The organism is Stenotrophomonas sp. As-7 (assembly GCF_030291015.1).
Lineage (GTDB): Bacteria > Pseudomonadota > Gammaproteobacteria > Xanthomonadales > Xanthomonadaceae > Stenotrophomonas > Stenotrophomonas lactitubi.
This window is the reverse complement of record NZ_CP127405.1, coordinates 3,255,291-3,278,414: the sequence shown is the minus strand read 5'-3', so window position 1 is coordinate 3,278,414 and position 23,124 is coordinate 3,255,291. Positions and strand designations below refer to the sequence as shown.

The window sequence follows — 23,124 nt, the reverse complement described above, 5'->3', positions numbered from 1 at the left end:
TTCCATGTTCCGCCAGACCTTGGCCGTACTTGCAGTGCTGATCGCCGGTACCCTGCCCATTGCCGCGCAGGCGCAACCCGCGCAAACGCCGATCTTCGGTGCGTACTACCCCGGCGGTTCGGCCGAGCGCTATCCGGTATCGAGCATCCCGGCCGAACGGCTCACCCATCTGTTCTATGCGTTTTCCACCATCGAGGACGGACGCTGTGCGATCGGAGCCGAGGCGCCGGCCAACTTCGCCGCATTGGCCGAGCTCAAGCGCCGTCATCGGCATCTTCGCACGTTGATTTCGATCGGTGGCTGGGGCGCAGGAGGATTCTCCGACGCTGCGTTGACCGAGGCCAGCCGCAGGCGCCTGGTCGACTCGTGCATGGCGTTGTTCTTCGAGCGCCATGCCGGCAGCTTCGATGGTGTGGATATCGACTGGGAATTCCCGGTCAGTGGTGGCCCGAAGGAACTGGCGCACCGTCCGCAGGACCGTGCCAACCTGACCAAGCTTGCGCAGGCCTTCCGCGTGGCGCTGGATGCTCGCGGCAGAAAGGCGGGGCAGCCGATGCTGCTGACTGCGGCGCTGGCGGCAGGTCGCCTGCAGACCGACGGTCCGTACGATCCCGTCGCCAGCTACGATCTGCCGGCGCTGGCCAAGGTGTTCGATTTCATCAACCTGATGAGCTACGACATGGGCACCGGCTTCTCGTCGGTCTCGACCTTCAATGCCCCCCTGCATGAAGTGCCTGCCGACCCGCTGGCGCCGGAACTGCGGCGCTGGAACAACGTCGCCGGTGCCGTGCAGTACTACCGCGAGCACGGCGTACCGGCGAGCAAGCTGGTGCTGGGCGTGCCGTTCTATGGGCGCGGTTTCAAGGTCACCGGCGAGTCGGCAGATGGCTTGTACCAGGCCTACAGCGCTCCGGCCGATGCCGGTGACTGGCGGGTGATCAAGGCGCGCTATCTCGACCAGCCGGGCTGGAACAAACACTGGCAGCCGCAGGCGCAGAGCCCGTGGTTGTACAACCCGACCGAGAAGATCTTCATCAGCTATGAAGACCCGCGTTCGATCGGGCTGCGGGCGCAGTTCGCGCGCGAGCAGGGCCTGGCCGGTGTCTTCATGTGGGAGCTGACCGGTGACGACGAGCAGGCCAGCCTGCTCAACGCCATGCTGGCTCCTTGGCAGAAGGCGCGCGTTGGCGACTGAGCGCTTCAACATGTTCGAGCCAGTCCGGGTTCGGCGGTTCCAGGCACGGCCTGCGGCCCGAAACCGCACATCTGCGCCACGCACGCAGCGCTAAGCTGCGTGCATGATCATCATCGACCGCTTGGACCATCTGGTTCTTACCGTTGCCGACATCGAACGCAGCTGTGACTTCTACCAGCGCGTGCTGGGCATGCAGGTCGTGCGCTTCGGCGCCGGTCGCGTCGCCCTGCAGTTCGGTCAGCAGAAGATCAACCTGCACCCGGCCAGCGCGCCGCTGCAGCCCCACGCGTTGCAGCCTACCCGCGGCAGTGCCGATCTCTGCCTGATCACTCGGATGGGCGTGCAGGCGGTGCTGGGCCACCTGCAGGCAGAGCAGGTGCCGGTTGAAGAAGGGCCGGTGCCGCGTACGGGAGCGCTTGGGCCGATCGAGTCGGTGTACTTCCGTGATCCGGACGGGAACCTGATTGAAGTTGCCCGCTACGTGGACGCCACGTAACCGCGCAGGCTGCGCGCACGCGTGGTCAGTTCGCCCACACGCTGTTGGGGTCACCATTGCGGGCCCGCCGCTGGCTCGCATATGCCAGGCAGGCAAAGCCGAAGGCCATCGCCAGTGCCATCGCATCGATCCAGAACAACGGCCAGTGGCCGCGTGCGGCGGCCAACCACAGCCAGTCACCGTTGAGGGCGCCGTGTGCCACCGGCACCAGCGCGGTGCTGATCGCTGCGGCCCACAGCAGCTCGCGCGCCGCCTGTGCCGGGCGGCGCAGGGCTGCCCACAGCGCACACGCCGCCCAGGTCACGAAGCAGGCCCAGCGGATGCCGTGGTCGACCTGGGCAGGGGCGACCCGCTCCAGCACCAGTGCGGCTACGAAGGCCACCGAGATTGCCACGCACAGGCCGATGCAGACACCCACCGTGGCCCGCGCCATGTTGATGGCAGCGCGTGACTGCTGCGGCTGACGGCGCTTGCGGCGCGACTCGATCCACAGCAGGTTGCCCGAATAGAACAGGAAGGCGCCGCCGAGGCCGAGCAGGAAGTACAGCCAGACCACCACGCCATTGCCGAATTCGCCGAAGTGCAGGGCATAGGCTGCACTGAGCGTGGCGTGGTTGGCATCGCGTTGGCCAGGCAGCTGGCTGGCCAGCACGCGGCCGCTTTCGACATCCAGCGCCACAGCACCGAGCGGGCCAAGCGTGCCGCTGGCCTCGCCGGTGATCTCGATGGTCGCGTTGGCATCACCACCATTGGCCAGTTTCAGGTAGGCCGGTTCAAAGTTGGCCACGCCTTGCGCGCGCGCCACTTCCAGCGCCCGTGCGTGCAGTTCGCGCAGACTGCCCGGTGCAGCCGGGATGCCACTGGCTTCGCGCAGCGGCGCGGTATCCATCGCCGTCGGTACCGCCTGCAGTGCCTTGCCGTCGTAGATCAGGGGATTGAGTACGGCCATCTGCATGAACACCAGGCAGAGCAGGGCGCCGGTCACTGCGAACATCAGATGGAACGGCAGGCTGAGCACGCCGATCACGTTGTGCGCGTCCTGCCACTGCTGCTTGAGGTTGCGGCCGGGGCGCAACGCGAACAGATCGCCCAGCAGCTTGGGCAGGTGGATCACCAGACCGCTGAGCAGGGCCATGCCGTACAGCAGGCTGACGATGCCCATCACGTAGATGCCGGCCACCGGCAGGCCCAGGCTGTAATGCAGTTCGTTGACCAGTTCGGCCAGCCCGGTCTGCGGTGGCGTCGGGCTGCCGCCGATCTGTCCGGGCCATGCATAGCGCCAGCTGCCGTCCTCGGCCTGCCAGTAGGCCAGCGGCTGCGGATGATCGGCGCCCGGGAAGGTCATGCCGACGTGGCGACGCGCCTCCGCGTGCGTGGCCAGCACGTCGTCGAGCAGGTACTGCGCGTCATCCAGGCCGGCGGGCAATGCGGTTGCCGCGCCAGGCGTCTGCCACAGCGGGAGATCGTGGTGGAACAGGGTCAGCGCGCCGGCATAGAACGCCACGAACAGCCCGAAGCCGGCGACCAGGCCAACCCAGGTGTGCAGGGTGGTGAACGTACGCAGGGTCTGGGAACTGAATTTCATGCGGTCGATCTCATTGCACCGCGCCGGTCAGGCGCAGCAGGCCGAGTGCGGCAAAGCCAAGGGCCGCGCAACCGGCCAGGGTCAGCCAGGCGCGCAACGGGCTGCGGAAACTGAAGGCCCACAGCGCGGCCAGCATCCACAACGGGACGAACGCGATCAGGCTCGGCACCAGGGCTTTCTGCCAGGGGCCCGGCGGCAGCCAGGCGACCAGGCCGGTCGCCGCAGCGGCAAGGAAGAAGCCGGCGACGATGCCGGCCAGTGCGCGCGACCACATCAGCGCGGCTCCACATCGGGGCGGTGCCACGCAGCCAGTGCCGGCAGCAGCATGGCGGCCAGCATCCAGGTGCACAGCATCGCCACCAGGCCGGCGGCAAAGCCCAGTTCGGCCATCCACAGCCACAGTGCGGCCACGGCAGCGACCAGGCCGATCTGCCGGCCCAGGCGCCCGGCACGGCGCAGCCGTGGCCAACGGCAGTGGGGGGAGGCGGCATAGAACGCCAGCGCGGAGAACATCGCCGACAGCATGCCGAGGCTGCAGAAGCCCAGGGTCGACAGGCCAACGGTGATCATTGCGGGCTCCGAGCCCGGCATACGGCCGGTGAACGCGGGGCACGGGCGGGACCGGCGGGCGCCGGTCGGGGCGGGTGGCGCATTGCAGGGTCCTGGGGGAAGCGGGCAGGCCGGCACGGGGGCTGGCTGCGCGCACATGGTAATCATTGCGTTTTCACGCCGCCAGCCAGCGCCATTCAGGCGCCGCTTGGGCTTTGTCGGCCACTGGTTTAAGATCATCGGTAACCCCATCCTGGAACAAGGTGGCCCGCGCCCAGCGCCGGCCGAGCGTGCGACATGAGCACTACCACCGCCCACTGTTGACCTGCCCCGAAGGCCCTGTATTCCAGGCGCCCTCGCGGCGCTTTTTTATTGCCCGGGCGTTGCCCCGGGAGCGCTTTCCAGCCCGCCCGGCGGGCCCCGCATGAAGCCATTGCAATGATCACGATTACCCTTCCCGACGGCAGCCGCCGCGAATTCGAACATCCCGTCAGCGTCATGGACGTCGCCCAGTCGATCGGTGCCGGCCTGGCCAAGGCCACCATCGCCGGTTCGGTGGATGGCGTGCTGGTCGATGCCAGTGACGTCATCGACCACGATGCCTCCCTGCGCATCATCACCGCCAAGGACGAGGAGGGCGTGGAAATCATCCGCCACTCCAGCGCCCATCTGGTCGGCCATGCGGTCAAGCAGCTGTACCCGGACGTGAAGATGGTCATCGGTCCGGTGATCGCCGAAGGCTTCTACTACGACATCTACTCCGAGCGTCCGTTCACGCCCGAAGACATGGCGGCGATCGAAAAGCGCATGGGCGAGCTGATCGCACAGGACTACGACGTCATCAAGAAAGTGACGCCGCGCGCGGAAGTCATCGAGATCTTCAAGGCCCGTGGCGAGGACTACAAGCTGCGCCTGATCGAGGACATGTCGCCTGACATCCAGGCGATGGGCATGTACTACCACCAGGAATACGTGGACATGTGCCGTGGCCCCCACGTGCCGAACACGCGCTTCCTGAAGGCCTTCAAGCTGACCCGCATTTCCGGCGCCTATTGGCGCGGCGACGCGCAGAACGAGCAGCTGCAGCGCGTCTACGGCACCGCCTGGGCCGACAAGAAGCAGCTCGATGCGTACATCAAGCGCATCGAAGAAGCGGAGATGCGCGACCACCGTCGCATCGGCAAGCAGCAGGACCTGTTCCACCTGCAGGAAGAGGCCCCAGGCCTGGTGTTCTGGCACCCGAAGGGCTGGGCGCTGTGGCAGGTGGTCGAGCAGTACATGCGCAAGGTGTACCGCAGCACCGGCTACGGTGAAGTGCGCTGCCCGCAGATCCTGGACGTGTCGCTGTGGCAGAAGTCGGGCCACTGGGACAACTACCAGGACGCGATGTTCTTCACCGAGTCGGAGAAGCGTACCTACGCGCTGAAGCCGATGAACTGCCCGGGCCACGTGCAGGTGTTCAACCAGGGGCTGCACAGCTACCGCGATCTGCCGATCCGCTATGGTGAGTTTGGCGCCTGCCACCGCAACGAGCCCTCCGGCGCGCTGCACGGCATCCTGCGCGTGCGTGGCTTCACCCAGGACGACGGTCACGTGTTCTGCACCGAAGACCAGGTCGAGGCGGAAGTGACCGCGTTCCACCAGCAGGCGCTGGCGGTGTACCAGCACTTCGGCTTCGAGGAGATCCAGGTCAAGATCGCGCTGCGCCCCGAATCGCGCCTGGGCGATGACGCCACCTGGGACAAGGCGGAGGGCGCGCTGCGCTCGGCACTGTCCAGCTGCGGGGTGGAATGGCAGGAACTGCCGGGCGAGGGCGCCTTCTATGGCCCGAAGATCGAGTACCACCTGAAGGACGCCATCGGCCGCACCTGGCAGCTGGGCACCATGCAGGTCGATTTCATGATGCCTGGCCGTCTGGGCGCTGAATACGTGGACGAAAACAGCCAGAAGAAGCATCCGGTGATGCTGCACCGGGCCATCGTCGGCTCGATGGAGCGTTTCCTGGGCATCCTGATCGAGCACCATGCCGGCCAGTTCCCGGCCTGGCTGGCGCCGACCCAGGTGGTGGTGGCCAATATCACCGATGCGCAGGCTGAATACGTCTCTGCCGTGACCAAAAGCCTTGCGGATCAAGGCTTCCGCGTCAGCGCCGATTTGCGTAACGAGAAGATCGGCTATAAGATTCGCGAGCACACGCTGCAGCGCGTGCCGTACCTGCTGGTCATTGGTGACCGCGAGAAGGAAAACGGCGCTGTGGCGGTGCGTACGCGTTCTGGCGAAGATCTCGGCAGCATGAGCCTCCAGGCTTTCACCGAGCGGCTCCAGGCCGAGGGCGCGTAAACAAAGGTCCGGCCCGTGCGCATTGGCGCCCGGGCCGGGTTCGACACCCTTGGGAGATCGCAATATCAGTACCCCTGACAACAAACAGAACCGCAAGAATCAGGAAATCCGTGTGCCGCGCGTCCGCGTGATCGGCAGTGACGGAGAAATGATCGGCGTGTTGACGCGAGACGAAGCGTTGTCCATGGCCGAAGATGAAGGCCTGGACCTGGTCGAGATCCAGCCGCAGGCCGACCCGCCGGTGTGCAAGATCATGGACTTCGGCAAGTTCAAGTTCGAAGCCCAGAAGAAGGCCAGCGAGGCCAAGAAGAAGACCAAGCAGGTCGAGATCAAGGAAGTGAAGTTCCGTCCGGTCACGGACGAGGGCGACTACCAGATCAAGCTGCGCAAGATGCGCGGTTTCCTTGAAGAAGGCGACAAGATCAAGGTCAACATCCGTTTCCGTGGCCGTGAAATGAGCCACCAGGAACTGGGTCGCGAGATGGCCAGCCGGATCGAGGGTGATCTGGGCGAGGACATCGTCATCGAATCCCGTCCGCGCCTGGAAGGGCGTCAGATGGTGATGATGATCGCGCCGAAGAAGAAGACCTGAGGCCTGACGGGCTGCGTCGCGGGGCGCCTGGCGGCTGAATGGATGAAGGTGAAGGGGCGCCGCTGGCGTCCTTTTGCTTTTCCGGGTCCGGCGCAGCCGGGTTGCGGATGAAAAGCTGTATGGGGGCTGGTTACAGGGCGGTTTTGCCTGTATCATGCCCGGCTCGACCCACCCAGGACGGGTCGTACGCCGATCATGGCAGGACGGAAAGAGCGGCCCAGGCCGCCGCCAGATCAGTCAGAAACCAGGGTCATATCCCATCAAGGACATTGCAATGCCCAAGATCAAGACCAACCGGGCGGCGGCCAAGCGTTTCCGCAAGACCGCCTCGGGCAAGTACAAGTGCGGCCACGCCAACCGTAGCCACATCCTCACGAAGAAAGCGACCAAGCGTAAGCGTAACCTGCGTCAGACGAATCACGTCCGCGCAGAAGACGCAGGCCGTCTGGACCGCATGCTCCCTTACCTCTGAGGAACTGAAAAATGGCACGAGTTAAGCGTGGCGTACAGGCGCGTCGCCGCCACAAGAAAATCCTTGATCTGGCGAAGGGCTACTACAATGCCCGTCGCAAGGTCTTCCGCGTCGCCAAGCAGGCGGTCATCAAGGCACAGCAGTACGCCTACATCGGCCGTAAGCAGAAGAAGCGCAACTTCCGTTCGCTGTGGATCACCCGCATCAACGCGGCTGCCCGCATCAACGGCCTGAGCTACAGCCGTTTCATGAACGGCCTGCTGAAGGCTGGCATCACCCTGGACCGCAAGGTTCTGGCTGACATCGCCGTGCACGACGCAGCTGGCTTTGCTGCACTGGCCGAAAAGGCCAAGGGCGCACTGGCGGCATAAGTCCTTCCCGATGCCGTTGCCGTTCACGGAGAACGGTGTCAGGTAGAGGCAATGCATGGGGAAGGGCGCAAGTCCTTCCCCATTCTTTTTTGTGCCGGGCGCAGCTGTGCAGATGGCGGGCGACCGGCAAGCGGTGGCGACGGCGCGGCCCTTCGCGCATCGCGATGGCAGACCGACTGGAGTTCCGGCTACCCATGAGCGACATTCAATCCCTCACTTCCCAGGCGCTGGCCGACGTGGCCGCCGCGCAGAGCCCTGACGCGCTGGAACAGCTGCGCGTGGCCCTGCTTGGCAAGAGCGGCAGCATCACCTCGCAGCTCAAGCAGCTCGGTGCGCTGCCGGCCGACGAGCGCAAGGCCGCCGGTGAAGCCATCAACCAGGCCCGCGATGCGCTGAGCAGCGCGCTGGGCGAGCGCAAGGCGGTGCTGGAAGATGCCGCACTCGACGCGCGCCTGGCCACCGAGGCGATCGACATCACGCTGCCCGGCCGCAGCGGCGAACGCGCCGGCCTGCACCCGATCACCCGCACCCTCGAGCGCATCACCGGCATCTTCGGCCGGCTGGGCTATGAGTTGTCCGAAGGGCCGGAGATCGAGGACGACTGGCACAACTTCGAGGCGCTGAACTTCCCGCCGCACCATCCGGCGCGCGCCATGCATGACACCTTCTACTTCGGTGACGGTCGCTTGCTGCGCACGCATACCTCCGGTGTGCAGGTGCGCTACATGGGCGAACACCAGCCGCCGCTGCGCATGATCGCCGCCGGCAAGGTCTATCGCAGCGACAGCGACCAGACCCATTCGCCGATGTTCCACCAGGTCGAAGGCCTGCTGGTCGACGAGCACTCGACCTTCGCCGATCTGAAGGGCACGTTGTCCGAGTTCGTGCGCGCGTTCTTCGAGCGTGATTTCGAGATGCGTTTCCGCCCCAGTTACTTCCCGTTCGTCGAACCCGGCGCGGAAGTGGACATCGCCTGGCAGCAGCCCGATGGCAGCACCCGCTGGCTGGAAGTGCTTGGCTGCGGCATGGTTCACCCGAACGTGCTGCGCAACGTCGGCATCGATCCGGAGCGCTACACCGGCTTTGCCTTCGGTCTGGGCGTGGAGCGTTTTGCGATGCTGCGCTACGGCGTCAACGACCTGCGCGCGTTCTTCGAGAACGACGTGCGGTTTCTGAAGCAGTTCGCGTAAGCCACAACCATGTCGTGCCGGGCCATGCCCGGCTGCACTTGAATCCGAAGCCCAGGCGCATGCGCCGGGCCCACCAGGGTGACCCCATGAAATTCTCCGAAAACTGGCTGCGCAGCCACGTCCCGACCACTGCCTCGCGCGATGAGCTGAGCGCGGTGCTGACCGCCATCGGCCTGGAAGTGGAAGACGTGACCGCGCTTGGCGACGGCCTGCAGCACGTGGTCGTCGCGCGTATCGTCGAAGCCGAACGCCATCCCGAAGCCGACCGCCTGCAGGTGTGCAAGGTTGATGCGGGACAGGCTGAGCTGCTGCAGATCGTCTGTGGTGCGCCGAATGCGCGCCCGGGCCTGGTCGCGCCGCTGGCGATGGTCGGTGCGCAGATCGGTGAATTGAAGATCAAGCCGGCCAAGCTGCGCGGCGTCGAATCCAACGGCATGCTGTGCTCGGCCAAGGAGCTGGGCCTGGACAACGATGCCTCCGGCCTGCTGGAACTGCCGGATGACGCGCCGGTCGGCCAGACCCTGGTGGAGTACCTCGGCCTGCCGGACGCCAGCATCGAGATCAAGCTGACCCCCAACCGCGCCGACTGCTTCAGCATCCGCGGCATCGCCTATGACGTTGCTGCAGCCACGCGCAGCGAAGTACTGGATTTCATCGCAGAGCCGATCGCTGCCCACGGCAGCCGCGAGCTGGCGATCCAGCTCGATGCCGGTGCCGAAGCGCCGCGCTATCTCGGTCGTGTCATCGAAGGTGTCAACGCTGCGGCGAAGACTCCGTTGTGGATGGCCGAGCGTCTGCGTCGCAGTGGCGTGCGCCCGGTGTCGCTGCTGGTCGACATCACCCAGTACGTGATGCTCGAACTGGGCCAGCCGATGCACGCCTACGATCTGGGCACCCTGCAGGGCACGATCGGCGTGCGTCGTTCGCGCGCCGGCGAAAACCTGAAGCTGCTGGACGGCCGTGATGCTGCGCTGGACGACAGCTTCCTGGTGGTTACCGACGCTGACCGCGCGGTCGGCCTGGCCGGCCTGATGGGCGGCTTCGATACGCGCGTTACCGATGCCACCACCGCCGTGTTCCTGGAAGCGGCGCACTTCGCACCGGCCGCGATCATGGGCCGTGGCCGCAAGCTGGGCCTGCATACCGATGCCGGCCATCGTTTCGAGCGTGGCGTCGACCCGGCGCTGCCGCGTACCGCCATCGAATACGCCACCCGCCTGGTGCTGGACCTGGCCGGCGGTACCCCGGCACCGGTGACCGAGGCGGTGAACGCGGCCGACCTGCCGCAGCCGGCCACGATCCTGCTGCGCCGCGCACGCATCACCCGCGTGCTGGGCATCACCATTGAAGACGCCGAAGTCGAGCGCATCCTGCGCGCGCTGGGCATGCAGGTGGTGGTCGCTGGCGAAGGCTGGCAGGTCACTGCACCGAGCCGCCGCTTCGACATCGCCATCGAAGAAGACCTGATCGAGGAGCTGGCCCGGATCCACGGTTACGAGCAGATCCCGACCACGCTGCCGGGTGGTGCATCGCGTGTTGCGATGCCGACCGAGACCCAGCTGGACACGCTCAGCGTGCGCCGCCAGCTGGTTGCCCGCGACCTGCAGGAAACCGTCAATTTCGCGTTCGTCGACGACGCACTGCTGAGCCAGTGGCAGCTGCGCGACAACCTGGTGCCGCTGGCCAACCCGCTGTCGGCCGAGCTGGCGGTGATGCGTCCGGCGCTGCTGCCGGGCCTGGTCGCTACCCTGGGCCGCAATGCCGCCCGCCAGCTGGGCCGCGTGCGCCTGTTCGAGATCGGCCGGGTGTTCGCCCAGCAGGCCGGTGACGCGTCGCTCGGCGAAAGCCGGCCGGCGCCGCTGGAAACCTCGCGCGTGGCCGCTGCGGTCTGCGGTGAAGCGCAGGCGGTGCAGTGGGGCCTGCCGACCCGCAAGGTCGATTTCCATGACCTGAAGGGCGACCTGGAATCGCTGGCCGCTGCCAGTGGCGCGGTGCTGGAGTTCCGCCCGTCCAGCCGTGCCTACGGCCATCCGGTGCGTTCGGCCGAAGTCTTCCGCGACGGCGTGGCGATCGGCTGGATCGGTCAGATCCACCCGCGCCTGGCCAAGGCGATGGACATCGACGTGGACGTGTACGCCTTCGAGCTGGATCTGGAAGCGCTGTCCGCCCGTGCGCTGCCGCGCGCCGGTGAACTGTCGCGCTACCCGGCGGTGCGCCGCGACCTGGCCTTCCTGGTGCCTGAACAGGTGGCCTGGAGTGACCTGGCCGCGACCATCCGCCAGGCTGCCGGCCCGTTGCTGCGCGAGTTGAACCTGTTCGACCGCTACGTCGGCCAGGGCGTCGAGCCGGGATTCAAGAGTCTCGCTATGGGCTTGATTTTGCAGGACAAGTCGCGCACTCTGACGGACCGCGACGTGGAAGCGGTAGTGGCCGAGGCGGTCACTGCCATCGAGCGTGAACACCACGCCCGGATCCGCGGCTGAGCGGGCAGCACTCGGGGGTAGCAGGCAATGGCATTGACCAAGGCGGAGATGGCGGAAAAGCTGTTCGACGAAGTCGGTCTGAACAAGCGGGAAGCCAAGGAATTCGTCGACGCGTTCTTCGATGTGCTGCGTGAAGCATTGGAACAGGGACGTCAGGTGAAGCTGTCGGGCTTTGGCAATTTCGACCTGCGGCGCAAGAACCAGCGCCCGGGTCGCAACCCCAAGACCGGCGAGGAAATTCCGATTTCCGCCCGTACGGTGGTTACCTTCCGTCCGGGCCAGAAGCTCAAGGAGAGGGTGGAAGCTTATGCTGGATCCGGGCAGTAACCGCGAACTTCCGCCGATTCCGGCCAAGCGCTACTTCACCATCGGTGAAGTCAGCGAACTGTGCGACGTCAAGCCGCACGTGCTGCGCTACTGGGAAACCGAGTTTCCCAGTCTCGAGCCGGCCAAGCGCCGTGGCAACCGTCGTTACTACCAGCGCCACGACGTGCTGATGGTGCGGCAGATCCGCAGCCTGTTGTACGAACAGGGCTACACCATCGGTGGCGCGCGCCTGCGCCTGGATGGTCCGGATGCGCGCGAGGAATCGGCCTTGAGCAACCAGATCATCAAGCAGGTGCGGATGGAACTGGAAGAAGTGCTGCAACTGCTGCGTCGCTGACCCATTTCCGCCGTAATCCGCTATACTTCACGGCCCGCCGCACTGGCGGGTACATCGCAGCATCAGTCGGGGCGTAGCGCAGCCTGGTAGCGCATCTGCCTGGGGGGCAGAGGGTCGTCGGTTCGAATCCGGCCGTCCCGACCACTGTGATGAAACAGACAAGCCTGCGCAGCGATGCGTGGGCTTTTTTGTTGCGGCGTTGTATCCTGCGCGCACTCGTACTACCGCGGCTGCTGAACCCGGTACCCACGAGAACACGATCATGGAAACGCAAAGGAACCGCGCCTGGAGGCGCTCGCAGTCGCGCCATCACGGCGGCGACCACACGGCACCCGTGCCGATCTTCAAGCCGGAAAAGAACTGGAAGCTGATGTATACGCGTGGCGACAAGCTGCTGCGGGCGCGCCAGCTGGGTTTCACCTATCCGGTCCTCAGCCCGCAGCAACTGCTGGATCAGGAATGTTGAACCTGTTGTTTGTCTGCAGCCGCAACCAGCTGCGCAGCCCCACCGCCGAAGCGATGTGGCAGCGCCGGCCCGGTATCAGTGCGCGCTCTGCCGGCACCAGCCCGCACGCGCGCCGGCCCATCAGCCCAGCGGATATCCGCTGGGCCGATGTCATCTTCGTGATGGAGCCCAAGCACCAGCATCGGCTGCAGGCGAATTTCGCGCGCCTGCTTGAACACACGCCGTTGCACTGCCTGGATATCACCGACGACTATCGCTGCATGGATCCGACGTTGATGGCGCTGCTGGAAGCGAAGGTCGCCCCTTACCTCACATCGTCAGTGGCGAAGCGGTAGATCAGCTCCGGGTCGCCTTCGTCGAGGCCGTGCACGATCCCGCACCTTACGAAGCCAGCGGCTGCCAGCAGCCGCTGCATGCTGGTATTGGACTGGTTGGTCGAGCTGAAAAGTCGGGTGCCAGCGCTGATCGACGTGGCATGCAGCAGCAACGCGCTGCCGATGCCGTATCCGCGCAGCGGCGCGGCCACCATCAGCATCTCGATGAAGGCTTCGCCGAAGAAGTGCCGATGCTGCACGCGGTAACCGCCCAGCGTGCCATCGAGCTCGGCAACGTGCATGTGGCCGTCCGCCAGCCACTCGCCGATCTGCACCGCACGTCGTGGGTCATGCGCCGCAACGCTGTCGAGGGCGATCAGTGCCGGAAGATCCGTGCATGCGGCCGCGCGTATCTGAAGTGCTGGAGCCTGCCGGGTCATCGCGGACGGCTGCGCAGCAGCAAGGACATCATCGTTCCCAGATTCCAGCGTTCCATGCGGTGTTTCCTGCTGTGGGAGCCTCATTCTAGCGAGGATGGGCGCGCCGCCATCGCACTCAGTAGACGCGGAATTCGGCGCGGCAGCCGTCGCTGACCCATACGCCGCGTCGGTCCCAGCCCCAGTTGCGGTCCTCGGTGCAGGTGGTGACCGACTTCTGCTTGACCAGCCGCACGTCATGACGGACGCGGATGCGGCACTGTTTCTCCTTGTTTTCATAGGATTCGCAGACCAGGCGCTCGCCATCGCGATCACGGTCACGTCCGGGCCAACGGCCTCGCCCACGCTCTTCGGCGACGAATTCGGCACGACAGCCGTCGGTGACCCACAGCATGCCGCGGCGCTGTCCCCAGTTGTCATCTTCCACGCACCGCGTCACCGACAGCTGCCGCGCCAGGCGCGCGCGTCCCTCGAACGGACACTGCTGGGTCTTGTTGAAGTGCGATTCGCAGGTGGTGCGCGGTGACGACTCGATGTCGTAATCCTGGGCCGAGACAGTGGTGGCGGCCAGCAGCAGGGCAAGCGCAGAACCGCCCAGGGGCAGTAACAGGCGAAGGCTCATTGAAAAACCTCGGGTTGGGAGTGGGACGCAAGAATGGCGCACGTGCGGCGCTCTGCGACGACCGGGCCCTGCGCCGGCTCAGGACGGATTTATAAGTGTCCGGCGGCGCATGCAGGGCGTTACATCCCGTATCATCCCCGGCACATCCGATTGCATCGGTTTACAGTTTTTTACACGTTCCAGCGCTTTCGAACGCGACCTTCGGGCCTCGCCCGTGGCTGCTGGCGCGGGTGCGGACAAGGATGTGCGGACCACGACGACCACAGGGGGTTGCGTTGATCAGCAGTATCGTCATTCATCGGTCGGCCGGCACAGGCGCGGTCGAAGTGCAGGTCCTGGACACGACGTTCAAGGGCAAGCGTGTTTTTGTTGCCTGGGGCCTGCGTGGCCTGGAGTTGACCCGCGAAGCCGAGCCGGAAGATACGGTCGCGGCCCGGCGTGCCTTGCGGCTGGTTTCCCGCCAGGCCGACGGGCCGCGCAGCAGTGAGATTTTCATCGCCAACCAATCGGGCGTGGCGATCAGCGTCTACCGGATGCTGACCGAAGCCCGCAGCGGCGACGCCGTGTTCTTCCTGTGCGATTCGCCACCGGTGGTGGAATGGCTGGTCACTTCGCTGGCAGTGCAGCCCGAACCGACTGCGTGACCGGGTGTACGGCGATGTGCGTCATGCCAACGCCGCGTCTACCGCCGCGCGCGCATGCAGGGTCGTGGTGTCGAACAGCGGCACCGGGCTGTCTTCGGCACGCACCAGCAGCATGATCTCGGTACAGCCCAGGATGATCGCTTCGGCACCGCGGGCAACCAGGCGTTCGATCACCTCGACGTACACCCGCCGTGATCGCTCGTTGACCACGCCGGCGATCAACTCCTGGTAGATGATCGCGTGCACATCGCGGCGGTCGTCGGCCTCCGGAACCAGTACGTCCAGGCCGAAGCGCTCGCTCAGCCGGCCACGGTAGAAGTTCTCTTCCATGGTGAAGGCCGTGCCGAGCAGGCCGACACGCTGCAGACCGGCCTGCACGATCGCGGTGGCGGTCGGGTCGGCGATATGCAGCAGGGGCAGCGGGCAGGCCGCCTCGATCTCACCAACAAGCTTGTGCATGGTGTTGGTGCAGATCAGCAGCAGTTCGGCGCCACCGGCCTGCAGCCGCTGGGCCGCATCGACCATCTCGTTGCCCAGCGCATCCCAGTCACCGTCATGCTGCAGCTGTTTGATGCGGGCGAAATCCAGCGACCACATCAGCAACTGCGCCGAGTGCGCACCGCCCAACCGCGCGCGTACCTCTTCGTTGATGAGGCGGTAGTACTGCGCCGAACTTTCCCAGCTCATGCCACCGATCAGGCCAAGCGTCTTCATGGGTCTCTCCGTGCCGGGGAGTGCCATTGCAGCACATCGCAGGCCGGGACACCGCGTGCCGGCGCGGCCGGGGCGCGCAATCGCAGATGGGCCCGCCGCAGCAGCTGCCGACACGGCTGATCGGCGTGATAATGGGCCACGACAGGCAGAGGGCAGGGCGATGGGCGAATGCTGTGGCTGCGGCAAGACGCTGGATGTGGCGGCCATGCAGGCGCGCCACCGGCGGGTGCTGTGGATCGTGCTGCTGATCAACCTGGCGACCTTCCTGATGATGGTCGGTGCGTCGTGGTACAGCCACTCGTCCGCGTTGCTGTCCGGTGCGCTGGACAACCTGGGTGACGCCGCCACCTACCTGCTGAGCCTGCTGGTGGTGGGTGCCGGCGTGGCGGCCAAGGCGCGGGTTGCGCTGTTCAAGGGCGTGCTGATCCTGGCGGCGGCGGTGGCAGTGGCGGTACAGATCGGATGGCGGCTGGCGCATCCGCAGGTTCCCCTGTTCGAAAGCATGGGCCTGGCCGCGCTGCTGAACCTGGCCGCGAACGGTTTCTGCCTGTGGCTGCTGACGCCCTATCGCAATGACGACGTGAACCTGGCATCGGCCTGGGAATGCGCGCGCAACGATATCTTCGAGGGCATTTCGGTGGTGCTGGCGGCGGGGCTGGTGGCGCTGTTCGGTACCGGTTGGCCGGACCTGCTGGTCGCGGTCGCACTGCTGGTCGTGTTCCTGCGCTCGGCGCTGCGGGTGCTGCGCATCGCGATGGCCGAACTGCGTGCGTCGCGCGTTGCCAGCGGCTGAGTCGCAGCAGCTGTAACCGTCGAATCGACCCTGGACTGTGCATGGTGGTGACAGCCGCTGCGCACTATCCTTGCAGGGATTATTCCGGTGGACGAAGTGATGGCCCTGCATACCTGGTGGTGGTTCCTGGCGACAGTGTTCGTGCTGTGCGGCACGCCGGGTCCGAACATGCTGCACATCCTGGGGCGCAGTGTCGGCCTGGGCTTCCGTCGCAGCGTGCCCGCCATGGCCGGTTGCCTGCTGGCGATGCTGCTGGTGCTTGCGGCGTCCGCGGCCGGCCTGAGCGCGGTGCTGCGCTCGTCGCCGATGCTGTTCGATGTGCTGCGCTATCTGGGTGTGGCTTACCTGGCCTGGTTGGGCATCAAGGCCTGGCGGGACAGCTACCGGCAGGCGCCGGTGGCGACAGACGTCGATGCAGCGCTGGCGCCGGTGCATGGTGCCTGGGCAGTGTTCCGTGGTGGTCTGCTGGTGGGGCTGAGCAATCCCAAGCTGCTGCTGTTCGCCGCCGCGTTCCTGCCGCAGTTCGTCGACCCCGCGCGTGGCCAGGCCGTGCAGTACACGGTGCTGGTGGCCACCTTCGCTACCTGCGAACTGTTCTGGTACGTGATGTACGCGGCGGGTGGACATGGGCTGCGCCGTTGGCTGGCAAAGCCCTTTGCGCAACGCTGGTTCGAACGCCTGGTCGGCAGCGTGTTTCTCGCCTTCGCAGTGGCGCTGCTGCGCTTCCGGCCGCGCTGAACCGGATCGTTTCACGCCGCGCCTGCGACCTGTTCACGCGTGTGGCATCGCGGCCTGCCTAACCTGATCGCACCTTCAGTATTCCCGTCAGGGAGAGGATCGACATGATCAAGTGGGCCATCATTTTCGCCATCATCGGCCTGATCGCCGGTGCGCTGGGTTTCGGCGGTATTGCCGGCGCCGCGGTGGGGATCGCCAAGTTCCTGTTCTGGGCCGGCATCATCATCGCCGTCGTACTTTTTGTGCTCGGCATGACCGTCGCGAAGAAGGTCGCCTAGCCCGGCAGTTCGTACAGCGGCGCGCTCAATGCGCGCTGCTGTGCGAGAACAGGTTGATGACCAGTACGCCGGCACAGATCAGGCCGATGCCGATCAGCGCCGGTGCATCCAGGCGCTGCTTGAACACCAGCAGGCCGATCAGCGAGATCAGCACGATGCCGACGCCGGACCAGATGGCATAGGCAATGCCGGTGGGGATCGACTTCATCGTCAGCGACAGCAGGTAGAAGCACACACCGTAACCGGCAAGCGCGCCCAGCGTGGGGCCGAGGCGGGTCATGCCTTCCGATGCCTTGAGCAGGGAGGTGGCGATCACTTCCAGCACGATCGCGCCGGCCAGGTAGAAATAGGGGTTCATCGCAGTCTCCCGCTCATGCCGGTTCGCACAGCTTCAGTGCCTCCAGGGCCATGGCCTGGGCGTTCTGGCGTTCGTTTTCATCCAAGGGCCGCCCATAGGCGGTGGCCCAGTACCCATCGGCAACGCAACGTGCGGCATACAGCCGCGGATCGCAGGCTTCATCCGGAAACTCGGCCAGCATGCCGCGCAGCCACGTTCGCCAGTACACCAGCAGCGCCGGCTCCAGCATGTTGCCCATGGTGAGCCCGATGTCGTTGATCTGCTCCTGCTGCAGCAGATGTTCGAAATTGACCTGCACATAGGCACGGCTGAAGCCGCCATGGCGCGGCGGGGACTGCCGCAGCACCTCGCGCACCCTGTCCTCGAAGTCGGCGATGAGCGAAGTCAGCGTCGCCTCGATCAGGTCCTGCTTGCTGCCGAAATGATGGAACAGCGCGCCCTTGCTGACACCGGCCGCGTCGGCGACGTCCTGCACGGTGAGGGCCGCCAGTCCATTCTGGCCGATGGTGTGGGCGGTCGCCTGCAACAGCGCCTGGCGCACGCTGTCGGGCGCCTTGCGGCGGGAGCGGGGAGGGGATTCTGGCATGGGAGACGAAACCGACTGGACGGTATGATTGTAGCGCGGGGGCGACTTGCCCGACGCGCACGATCAGTTCAGCAGGTCACTGCAGATAGAACGCGATGCCGGTGCCGAGCTGCAGGTCGGGGCTGTTGCGATTGAGGCCGAGATCGAAAGAGGCGTCCAGCTGCACGTTCGGCCGCAGCATCCAGGTCAGGCCTGCGCCGGCGATGGCTTGGTCGGGTTGCTGCCTGGCGTGGGTAAAGCCGGCTTCGAGATAGGTGCCCAGCCGCTCGGTCACGCTCAGCGCGAGGCTTGGCGACCAGGTCGTGCTGCGCTGGCCTGCGCCGCGCTGATGGCTGCCATACAGCGCACCGCTCCAGCGCTCGTTGAAGGTGTGTTCGACGCTGGCGGCCAGCGCGTACTGGCGGCCATCGCTGAAGGCGGCATCGCCACGCGCGATCACACCGCTGGCCAGCAGCGCCCAGGCCGTGCGCTCGGTACTGCCGGGACCGGCCCATTTCACTCCGACCGTGCTGTCGCCGGCGCCGCGCTGCTGCGTGCGTGGCATGTCAGGGCCACGTTCGCGCTGGCGCTGCCACGGTGTGGACGCCAACTGCAGTTCCCAGCCCGGCGCCAACCCGGTGCGCAGCAACAGGTCGCTCGACAGCGAGGTCGTACGCAGGCCGTCGCGATCACGATCACGTTGATAGCTGGGCAGGCCCACTTCGACGGCAAGGCCGCCACGCGGCACCGTGTCAGTGCCGAAGCCGATGCCGGGACGGTCGAAGCTGGGAGGTTCTGCGGCCAGCACCGGGGTGCTGGCCAGCGACAGGACGATCAACAGGGTGTGGCGCATGCGGGCTCCGTCTCGCAGGGAGGCTTCAGCATGCGCGGCGATGCCGTGCGCGCGGCGTGAGTCGCGCCGTTCAGTCGCTGATACGGGCGAAGCGTGCTTGCGGGCCGTGCTCGCCGGGCACCTGTTCAATGAACATCGGATAGGGACGCACCCACAGTCCGCCTTCGCCGTACAGGGCGCGATAGAGCACCATCGGCTGCAGCGTTTCACTGCTGCGGACGATGTCGATCACCTCGTACTCGCCACCTTTGAAGTGACGGTAGCGGCCAGGTGTCAGCGCGGGCAGTGGGGCCAGGTCGGTCATCGGCAGCACCCGTTACCTGCGCGCCGGCGTTGCCGGCGTGGCGCAGTAGGCGTCGATGGCTTCGGCAGTGTTGGCCAGGCCCTGCGCTTGCGCCAGTTCCCACGGGCGCTCGCAGCGCTGGCTGTGCTCGCACCACTGATAGCCGGCCGAACCGATGCATCCGTGTGCATCGCGGTCACCACCAACCACGGGCGTGGCGGTGTCATGGGTGGCCGGTTTTTCCGGGCTGGCGCACGCGGCCAGGGCCAGCAGCGGGATCAGGAACAAGACTTTCATGGGCGCGGCTCCGTGCCGTAAACCGACAGTTTGTTCGGTCCCCGCAGCAGCGGCAAGCATCGCTGGCCAATCCTCAACTCAGCGATGCGCGGACCAGTTCCTCGATCAATACCACGTAGCTGGCGGCAAAATAGAACTTCAGCAGCGTCGAACGCTGCAGTGGAAGCGAGGTGCGCATGTGGAAGGGGCCCCTGTTGATGACGATAGTGTGAAGCGCGGCTGACTTCGTGACAAGGGTCACGGAATGGATTTCCTAAATGGCCTCAGGGATGTGATGGGCGGCGCTTTCTGAGGTGCCGGTAGGGAGTTTTCGGATAAATCCGATAGGTCTTCCCCGGGGCGCTGGCTAGGCTGGTCGGGCATCGGAGATCGGCCTTGCGCCGGTCCCGGATTTCCCAGAAACGCAGGAGCCCACCATGGTCATCACTGTCCAATGCACCGCCCAGCGCTGGTCCGTCCTGGATCCGCAGACACGCGCGACCGAAGAGTTCAGCACCGGTGCGGCCGCCTTCGACGCCGCTGCCTCGCGGGCCAGCGAACATCACTGCCGTACAGGCCAGCACAGCACCGTGCGCGTGGAAGCACTGGGCACCGCGGTCGACGCGCTGCACTTCGGCCGCTGAGCCGCCGCAGCCGCAGTCAGTTGCGGTTGGGTTGGTTGAATGGGGGAAAAACCGCCGTCGCAGCTCCCTCTGTGCGCCACGCCCGGAATCCCCGATGCTTGCCTCCACCGTATTCACCTGGAGACGAGGGATGGGCAAGGGACTCACTTGGCGCACCGTGGCGTGCACCCTGTTGCCGATGATGGCTGCCGCTGGCGGCGTGCAGGCGCAGAACTATGGCTACGACGATCGCTACGATGATCGTGGTGGCAATGGCATCGTGCGCTGCGAATCGATCAAGAACCGCAGCAACGAGTGCCGGCTGGAAGGGCGCGCGCGCATGATCCGCCAGTTGTCCGGCTCCCCCTGTGTGGAAGGTGAGACCTGGGGCCAGTCCCGTTACGGTGTCTGGGTTACCCAAGGCTGCCGTGCCGAATTCGTCGGTGAATATCGGCGACCGGGCGGTGGCGGCGGTGGTTGGGGCGGCGGTGGTGGCAACGGCTGGGGTGGAAGCCAGTGGGGTGGTGGCGGCCAGGTGATTGCCTGCCATTCCAATGACCGGCGCCAGCAGTACTGCGACGCACAGGTTCGTCGCGGCGTGCGTCTGGTCCGGCAGGAATCGCGCAGTGCCTGCATCGAAGGCCAGAGCTGGGGCTGGGACCGCCGTGGTATCTGGGTCAGCAACGGCTGCAGGGCCCAGTTCCAGGTGAATTGAGCGGCCGACGCAATCGGCTCAAGATCAGAGAAATCTGATAGCGATCACACTTCTTTCCTCGTATTGTCGACTCCCGGGACGCCTTGCGCGTCCAGGTTCGCACTGGCCATCCCTGTCGCGCCTGGTGCGGTCATTCTCTCGTCGTCGATACGCTGTTCAAGGAGTGAGCAACGCATGTTGATCCGACTGCAATGTGAGCAGCGCCAATGGCGCGTGCTGCACCCGGACAAGCCGGAACCGATCGAGTTCCGCGATGGCGTCCGTGCCTTCGATTTCGCCGAAACCCTGGCCCGCCTGCATTTCACCGATACCGGCCAGCGCGCCTCGGTGCGGGTGGAGTCCAGCGGTGCTTTTGTCGAAGCGATCAGCTACGGCTGAGAGCGCCGATCGCCGGCAGGGTCTGCGGCATCCACGCATGGCGTGGATCTACTGTTGCGTCACCAGCACCCTGGTAGATCCACGCCATGCGTGGATGAGGGGCTTGGGGAGCCACGCATGACGTGGCCCATACCTCCGCGGTTTCTCAGCCCGTCGCGCTCAGCGGCGGGTTACCAGCGGCCAGCTGCGGCCAGCGCTTGAGCAGGGCGGCACGGATGCCGGCGGCATCGATGCCGGCCTCGGCCAGCAGGTCCTCGCGGCTGGCGTGATGCTGGAAGGCATCGGGCAGGCCCAGGTGCAGGATCGGGCGCAGCACGTCCTCGGCATTGAGCAGTTCGGCCACGGCCGAACCGGCGCCGCCCGCCACCACGTTGTCTTCGATCGTCACCAGTGCGTCGTGCTGGTTGGCCATGGCCAGCACCAGTTCGCGATCCAGTGGCTTGACGAAACGCATGTTGACCACGCTCAAACCCAGTTCGCGACCGACCTGTTCGGCGGCGGCGACGGTGCTGCCGAAGGCGAGCAGGGCGACGCGGTTGCCCTGCAGGCGCAGCTCGCCCTTGCCGATCGGCAGGGTCGACAGATCGCTGCCGGCATCCACGCCGGTACCGCTGCCGCGCGGATAGCGCACTGCAGCCGGGCCGGGGTGCTGCAGTCCGGTGCTGAGCATCTGCCGGCACTCGGCTTCGTTGGACGGAGCCATCACCACCATGTTCGGCACGCAGCGCAGGAAGCTGAGGTCGAGGTTGCCGGCGTGGGTTGCACCATCGGGGCCGACGACGCCGGCGCGGTCGATCGCGAACAGCACATCCAGATCCTGGATGGCCACGTCGTGCACCAGCTGGTCGTACGCGCGCTGCAGGAAGGTGGAATAGATCGCGACCACCGGCTTGCCACCCTGGGTGGCCATGCCTGCAGCCAGGGTCACCGCGTGCTGCTCTGCGATGGCCACGTCGAAGTAACGCTGCGGGTACTCCTTGCTGAAGCGCACCAGGCCGGAGCCTTCGCGCATCGCCGGGGTGATGCCATACAGGCGTGGCTCTGCCGCGGCGGCGTCACACAGCCAGTCGCCAAACACGTCGGTATAGGTGGGCTTCTTGGCGCCGGTCTTGGCCACTAGGCCCTTGTCCGGATCGAACGGGCCCACCGCGTGGTAACCGATCTGATCGCCTTCGGCGGGCTCGTAGCCCTTGCCCTTGGTGGTCATCACATGCAGCAGCTTCGGGCCCTTGGAGGCACGCAGCGTCTTCAGCGCGGACAGCAGCGCCGGCAGGTCATGGCCGTCGATCGGGCCGGTGTAATGGAAGCCCATTTCCTCGAACATCGTGGACGGCACGAACATGCCCTTCCAGTGTTCTTCCCAGCGCTTCACGAAACGGGCGGGGTTGTTCTTCTTGTCGCCGAGGATCTTCTTGCCGCCTTCGCGCAGCGCATTGAGCGTGCGGCTGCCGGTGGCGCGGCCGAGCATCTTGGTCAGCCCACCCACTGCCTCGGAGATCGACATGTTGTTGTCGTTGAGGATCACCAGCAGGTTTGGTTCCGGCTCCATGCCACCGGCGTGCATCAGCGCTTCGAACGCCATGCCGGCGGTCATCGCGCCGTCGCCGATCACAGCCACGACCTTGCGGTCGTCACCTTCGGTCTGGCGCGCGATGGCCATGCCCAGCGCTGCCGAGATCGAGGTCGAGGAGTGGCCAACACCGAAGGTGTCGTATTCGCTCTCTTCGCGCTTCGGGAACGGCGCGACGCCATCCTTCTGCTTGACGGTGTGGATCTCGTCGCGGCGGCCGGTCAGGATCTTGTGCGGGTACGTCTGGTGGCCGACGTCCCAGACCAGCTGGTCGACCGGGGTCTGGTACAGGTAGTGCAGGGCCACGGTGAGCTCGATCACGCCCAGGCCAGCGGCGAAATGGCCGCCGCTTTTGCCAACCGATTCGATCAGGTAGGCACGCAGTTCATCGGCAACCGCCGTCAGTTCGGATTCGTCGAACGTGCGCAGGTCATCCGGTGTCTGGATGCGCGCGAGGCGGGGATAGCGGGCAGAGTCGATCATCATGTTCGCACTTGTTCTGAACGCCCATTTTCGCCCTCAAACGGGGGTGGGGCAAGCAAACGCCGCCGTCCGTGACA

At 65.8% G+C, this 23,124-nt stretch carries 31 protein-coding genes and 1 tRNA gene; 20 read left to right on the top strand and 12 right to left on the bottom strand.

Going from position 1 to position 23,124, the window contains the following annotated elements:
- The first annotated feature begins 4 nt into the window (after nucleotides 1–4).
- Together QP457_RS15175 and QP457_RS15170 are read left to right on the top strand one after the other, a co-directional pair.
- Entirely contained in the window at nucleotides 5–1,195 is a 1,191-nt protein-coding gene (locus tag QP457_RS15175) for a glycoside hydrolase family 18 protein (RefSeq protein ID WP_205404755.1), read from the top strand.
- 103 nt (nucleotides 1,196–1,298) lie between these two features.
- Nucleotides 1,299–1,691 carry a VOC family protein gene (locus tag QP457_RS15170; RefSeq protein WP_180166340.1) on the top strand — a complete coding sequence of 131 codons (393 nt, stop codon included), beginning with the start codon at nucleotides 1,299–1,301 and terminating at the stop codon, nucleotides 1,689–1,691.
- A gap of 25 nt (nucleotides 1,692–1,716) precedes the next feature.
- On the opposite strand, the gene QP457_RS15165 is transcribed toward QP457_RS15170, so the two are convergent.
- The 3 genes from QP457_RS15165 to QP457_RS15155 are packed head-to-tail and all read right to left on the bottom strand — an operon-like array spanning nucleotide 1,717 to nucleotide 3,846.
- Nucleotides 1,717–3,276, bottom strand: a complete 1,560-nt coding sequence (locus QP457_RS15165; protein WP_205404754.1) for a PepSY-associated TM helix domain-containing protein — start codon at nucleotides 3,274–3,276, stop codon at nucleotides 1,717–1,719.
- A 10-nt stretch (nucleotides 3,277–3,286) separates the two neighbouring features.
- The gene (locus tag QP457_RS15160) at nucleotides 3,287–3,550 is read right to left on the bottom strand and encodes a hypothetical protein (protein ID WP_099819071.1); all 264 of its coding nucleotides are present in this window, start codon (nucleotides 3,548–3,550) and stop codon (nucleotides 3,287–3,289) included.
- Nucleotides 3,550–3,846 carry a hypothetical protein gene (locus QP457_RS15155; protein WP_025876254.1) on the bottom strand — a complete coding sequence of 99 codons (297 nt, stop codon included), beginning with the start codon at nucleotides 3,844–3,846 and terminating at the stop codon, nucleotides 3,550–3,552. Before QP457_RS15155 ends, QP457_RS15160 begins: the two co-directional genes overlap by 1 nt.
- Nucleotides 3,847–4,263: 417 nt before the next feature.
- Between QP457_RS15155 and thrS the strand changes: the two genes are divergently transcribed.
- The 11 genes from thrS (at nucleotide 4,264) to QP457_RS15100 (ending at nucleotide 12,738) form a co-directional block, all read left to right on the top strand.
- A complete protein-coding gene (gene thrS, locus QP457_RS15150; protein ID WP_089236283.1) occupies nucleotides 4,264–6,165 on the top strand; it encodes a threonine--tRNA ligase in 1,902 nt (633 codons plus the stop codon).
- Nucleotides 6,166–6,214: 49 nt separating this feature from the next.
- On the top strand, nucleotides 6,215–6,757 hold the full coding sequence (gene infC / locus QP457_RS15145) for a translation initiation factor IF-3 (protein WP_089236282.1): 543 nt from the start codon (nucleotides 6,215–6,217) through the stop codon (nucleotides 6,755–6,757).
- Between the two features lie 274 nt (nucleotides 6,758–7,031).
- Nucleotides 7,032–7,229, top strand: coding sequence for a 50S ribosomal protein L35 (gene rpmI, locus QP457_RS15140; RefSeq protein ID WP_002811096.1), 198 nt, complete (start codon nucleotides 7,032–7,034; stop codon nucleotides 7,227–7,229).
- A gap of 11 nt (nucleotides 7,230–7,240) precedes the next feature.
- The gene (gene rplT, locus QP457_RS15135; protein WP_005410435.1) at nucleotides 7,241–7,600 is read left to right on the top strand and encodes a 50S ribosomal protein L20; all 360 of its coding nucleotides are present in this window, start codon (nucleotides 7,241–7,243) and stop codon (nucleotides 7,598–7,600) included.
- A gap of 194 nt (nucleotides 7,601–7,794) precedes the next feature.
- Entirely contained in the window at nucleotides 7,795–8,790 is a 996-nt protein-coding gene (gene pheS / locus QP457_RS15130) for a phenylalanine--tRNA ligase subunit alpha (RefSeq protein WP_205404753.1), read from the top strand.
- Between the two features lie 86 nt (nucleotides 8,791–8,876).
- Nucleotides 8,877–11,273: a phenylalanine--tRNA ligase subunit beta gene (gene pheT, locus QP457_RS15125; protein ID WP_205404752.1), complete on the top strand. Its 2,397-nt coding sequence runs from the start codon at nucleotides 8,877–8,879 to the stop codon at nucleotides 11,271–11,273.
- 27 nt (nucleotides 11,274–11,300) lie between these two features.
- A complete protein-coding gene (locus QP457_RS15120; protein WP_005410432.1) occupies nucleotides 11,301–11,600 on the top strand; it encodes an integration host factor subunit alpha in 300 nt (99 codons plus the stop codon).
- The gene (locus tag QP457_RS15115) at nucleotides 11,581–11,937 is read left to right on the top strand and encodes a MerR family transcriptional regulator (RefSeq protein ID WP_005410431.1); all 357 of its coding nucleotides are present in this window, start codon (nucleotides 11,581–11,583) and stop codon (nucleotides 11,935–11,937) included. The genes QP457_RS15120 and QP457_RS15115 overlap by 20 nt, the downstream gene beginning before the upstream one ends.
- Nucleotides 11,938–12,004: 67 nt before the next feature.
- Nucleotides 12,005–12,081, top strand: a tRNA-Pro gene (locus QP457_RS15110).
- A gap of 118 nt (nucleotides 12,082–12,199) precedes the next feature.
- Nucleotides 12,200–12,403 carry a hypothetical protein gene (locus tag QP457_RS15105; protein WP_205404751.1) on the top strand — a complete coding sequence of 68 codons (204 nt, stop codon included), beginning with the start codon at nucleotides 12,200–12,202 and terminating at the stop codon, nucleotides 12,401–12,403.
- A complete protein-coding gene (locus QP457_RS15100) occupies nucleotides 12,397–12,738 on the top strand; it encodes a phosphotyrosine protein phosphatase (protein ID WP_205404750.1) in 342 nt (113 codons plus the stop codon). Before QP457_RS15105 ends, QP457_RS15100 begins: the two co-directional genes overlap by 7 nt.
- On the opposite strand, the gene QP457_RS15095 is transcribed toward QP457_RS15100, so the two are convergent.
- Both QP457_RS15095 and QP457_RS15090 read right to left on the bottom strand, forming a co-directional pair.
- Complete coding sequence (locus tag QP457_RS15095) at nucleotides 12,708–13,157, bottom strand: GNAT family N-acetyltransferase (protein ID WP_205404749.1); 450 nt, start codon at nucleotides 13,155–13,157, stop codon at nucleotides 12,708–12,710. The two genes, QP457_RS15100 and QP457_RS15095, sit on opposite strands and share 31 nt — an antisense overlap.
- A 115-nt stretch (nucleotides 13,158–13,272) precedes the next feature.
- Entirely contained in the window at nucleotides 13,273–13,776 is a 504-nt protein-coding gene (locus QP457_RS15090) for a DUF3011 domain-containing protein (protein ID WP_205404748.1), read from the bottom strand.
- 275 nt (nucleotides 13,777–14,051) lie between these two features.
- On the opposite strand from QP457_RS15090, the gene QP457_RS15085 reads away from it, so the two are divergent.
- Complete coding sequence (locus QP457_RS15085; protein ID WP_240196462.1) at nucleotides 14,052–14,420, top strand: hypothetical protein; 369 nt, start codon at nucleotides 14,052–14,054, stop codon at nucleotides 14,418–14,420.
- A 21-nt stretch (nucleotides 14,421–14,441) separates the two neighbouring features.
- Here QP457_RS15085 and QP457_RS15080 read toward each other — a convergent pair whose 3' ends face one another.
- Nucleotides 14,442–15,134 (bottom strand): aspartate/glutamate racemase family protein, encoded by a 693-nt coding sequence (locus QP457_RS15080; RefSeq protein ID WP_180166349.1) that lies wholly within the window; start codon nucleotides 15,132–15,134, stop codon nucleotides 14,442–14,444.
- A 160-nt stretch (nucleotides 15,135–15,294) separates the two neighbouring features.
- Between QP457_RS15080 and QP457_RS15075 the strand changes: the two genes are divergently transcribed.
- From QP457_RS15075 to QP457_RS15065, 3 genes are all read left to right on the top strand, one after another.
- Nucleotides 15,295–15,927, top strand: coding sequence for a cation transporter (locus QP457_RS15075; RefSeq protein WP_205404747.1), 633 nt, complete (start codon nucleotides 15,295–15,297; stop codon nucleotides 15,925–15,927).
- A gap of 99 nt (nucleotides 15,928–16,026) precedes the next feature.
- On the top strand, nucleotides 16,027–16,665 hold the full coding sequence (locus QP457_RS15070) for a LysE family translocator (protein WP_205404746.1): 639 nt from the start codon (nucleotides 16,027–16,029) through the stop codon (nucleotides 16,663–16,665).
- 104 nt (nucleotides 16,666–16,769) lie between these two features.
- Nucleotides 16,770–16,943, top strand: a complete 174-nt coding sequence (locus tag QP457_RS15065) for a DUF1328 domain-containing protein (RefSeq protein WP_025876319.1) — start codon at nucleotides 16,770–16,772, stop codon at nucleotides 16,941–16,943.
- 25 nt (nucleotides 16,944–16,968) lie between these two features.
- Here QP457_RS15065 and QP457_RS15060 read toward each other — a convergent pair whose 3' ends face one another.
- The 5 genes from QP457_RS15060 to QP457_RS15040 form a co-directional block, all read right to left on the bottom strand.
- Nucleotides 16,969–17,301, bottom strand: coding sequence for an SMR family transporter (locus QP457_RS15060; protein WP_089236273.1), 333 nt, complete (start codon nucleotides 17,299–17,301; stop codon nucleotides 16,969–16,971).
- A 13-nt stretch (nucleotides 17,302–17,314) separates the two neighbouring features.
- Nucleotides 17,315–17,887, bottom strand: a complete 573-nt coding sequence (locus QP457_RS15055; RefSeq protein ID WP_205404745.1) for a TetR/AcrR family transcriptional regulator — start codon at nucleotides 17,885–17,887, stop codon at nucleotides 17,315–17,317.
- Between the two features lie 76 nt (nucleotides 17,888–17,963).
- Complete coding sequence (locus QP457_RS15050) at nucleotides 17,964–18,719, bottom strand: transporter (RefSeq protein ID WP_205404744.1); 756 nt, start codon at nucleotides 18,717–18,719, stop codon at nucleotides 17,964–17,966.
- Nucleotides 18,720–18,789: 70 nt separating this feature from the next.
- Nucleotides 18,790–19,023 carry a DUF1653 domain-containing protein gene (locus tag QP457_RS15045; protein WP_100554160.1) on the bottom strand — a complete coding sequence of 78 codons (234 nt, stop codon included), beginning with the start codon at nucleotides 19,021–19,023 and terminating at the stop codon, nucleotides 18,790–18,792.
- Nucleotides 19,024–19,035: 12 nt separating this feature from the next.
- A complete protein-coding gene (locus QP457_RS15040) occupies nucleotides 19,036–19,299 on the bottom strand; it encodes a hypothetical protein (protein WP_205404743.1) in 264 nt (87 codons plus the stop codon).
- 416 nt (nucleotides 19,300–19,715) lie between these two features.
- Between QP457_RS15040 and QP457_RS15035 the strand changes: the two genes are divergently transcribed.
- The 3 genes from QP457_RS15035 to QP457_RS15025 all read left to right on the top strand — a co-directional run bounded on the left by QP457_RS15035 (nucleotide 19,716) and on the right by QP457_RS15025 (nucleotide 20,994).
- The gene (locus QP457_RS15035) at nucleotides 19,716–19,922 is read left to right on the top strand and encodes a hypothetical protein (protein WP_100553073.1); all 207 of its coding nucleotides are present in this window, start codon (nucleotides 19,716–19,718) and stop codon (nucleotides 19,920–19,922) included.
- A gap of 130 nt (nucleotides 19,923–20,052) precedes the next feature.
- Nucleotides 20,053–20,616, top strand: coding sequence for a DUF3011 domain-containing protein (locus QP457_RS15030; RefSeq protein WP_089236266.1), 564 nt, complete (start codon nucleotides 20,053–20,055; stop codon nucleotides 20,614–20,616).
- A gap of 174 nt (nucleotides 20,617–20,790) precedes the next feature.
- Complete coding sequence (locus QP457_RS15025) at nucleotides 20,791–20,994, top strand: hypothetical protein (protein ID WP_032978640.1); 204 nt, start codon at nucleotides 20,791–20,793, stop codon at nucleotides 20,992–20,994.
- A gap of 145 nt (nucleotides 20,995–21,139) precedes the next feature.
- On the opposite strand, the gene dxs is transcribed toward QP457_RS15025, so the two are convergent.
- Nucleotides 21,140–23,047 carry a 1-deoxy-D-xylulose-5-phosphate synthase gene (gene dxs / locus QP457_RS15020; protein WP_205404801.1) on the bottom strand — a complete coding sequence of 636 codons (1,908 nt, stop codon included), beginning with the start codon at nucleotides 23,045–23,047 and terminating at the stop codon, nucleotides 21,140–21,142.
- Nucleotides 23,048–23,124 lie beyond the last annotated feature (77 nt).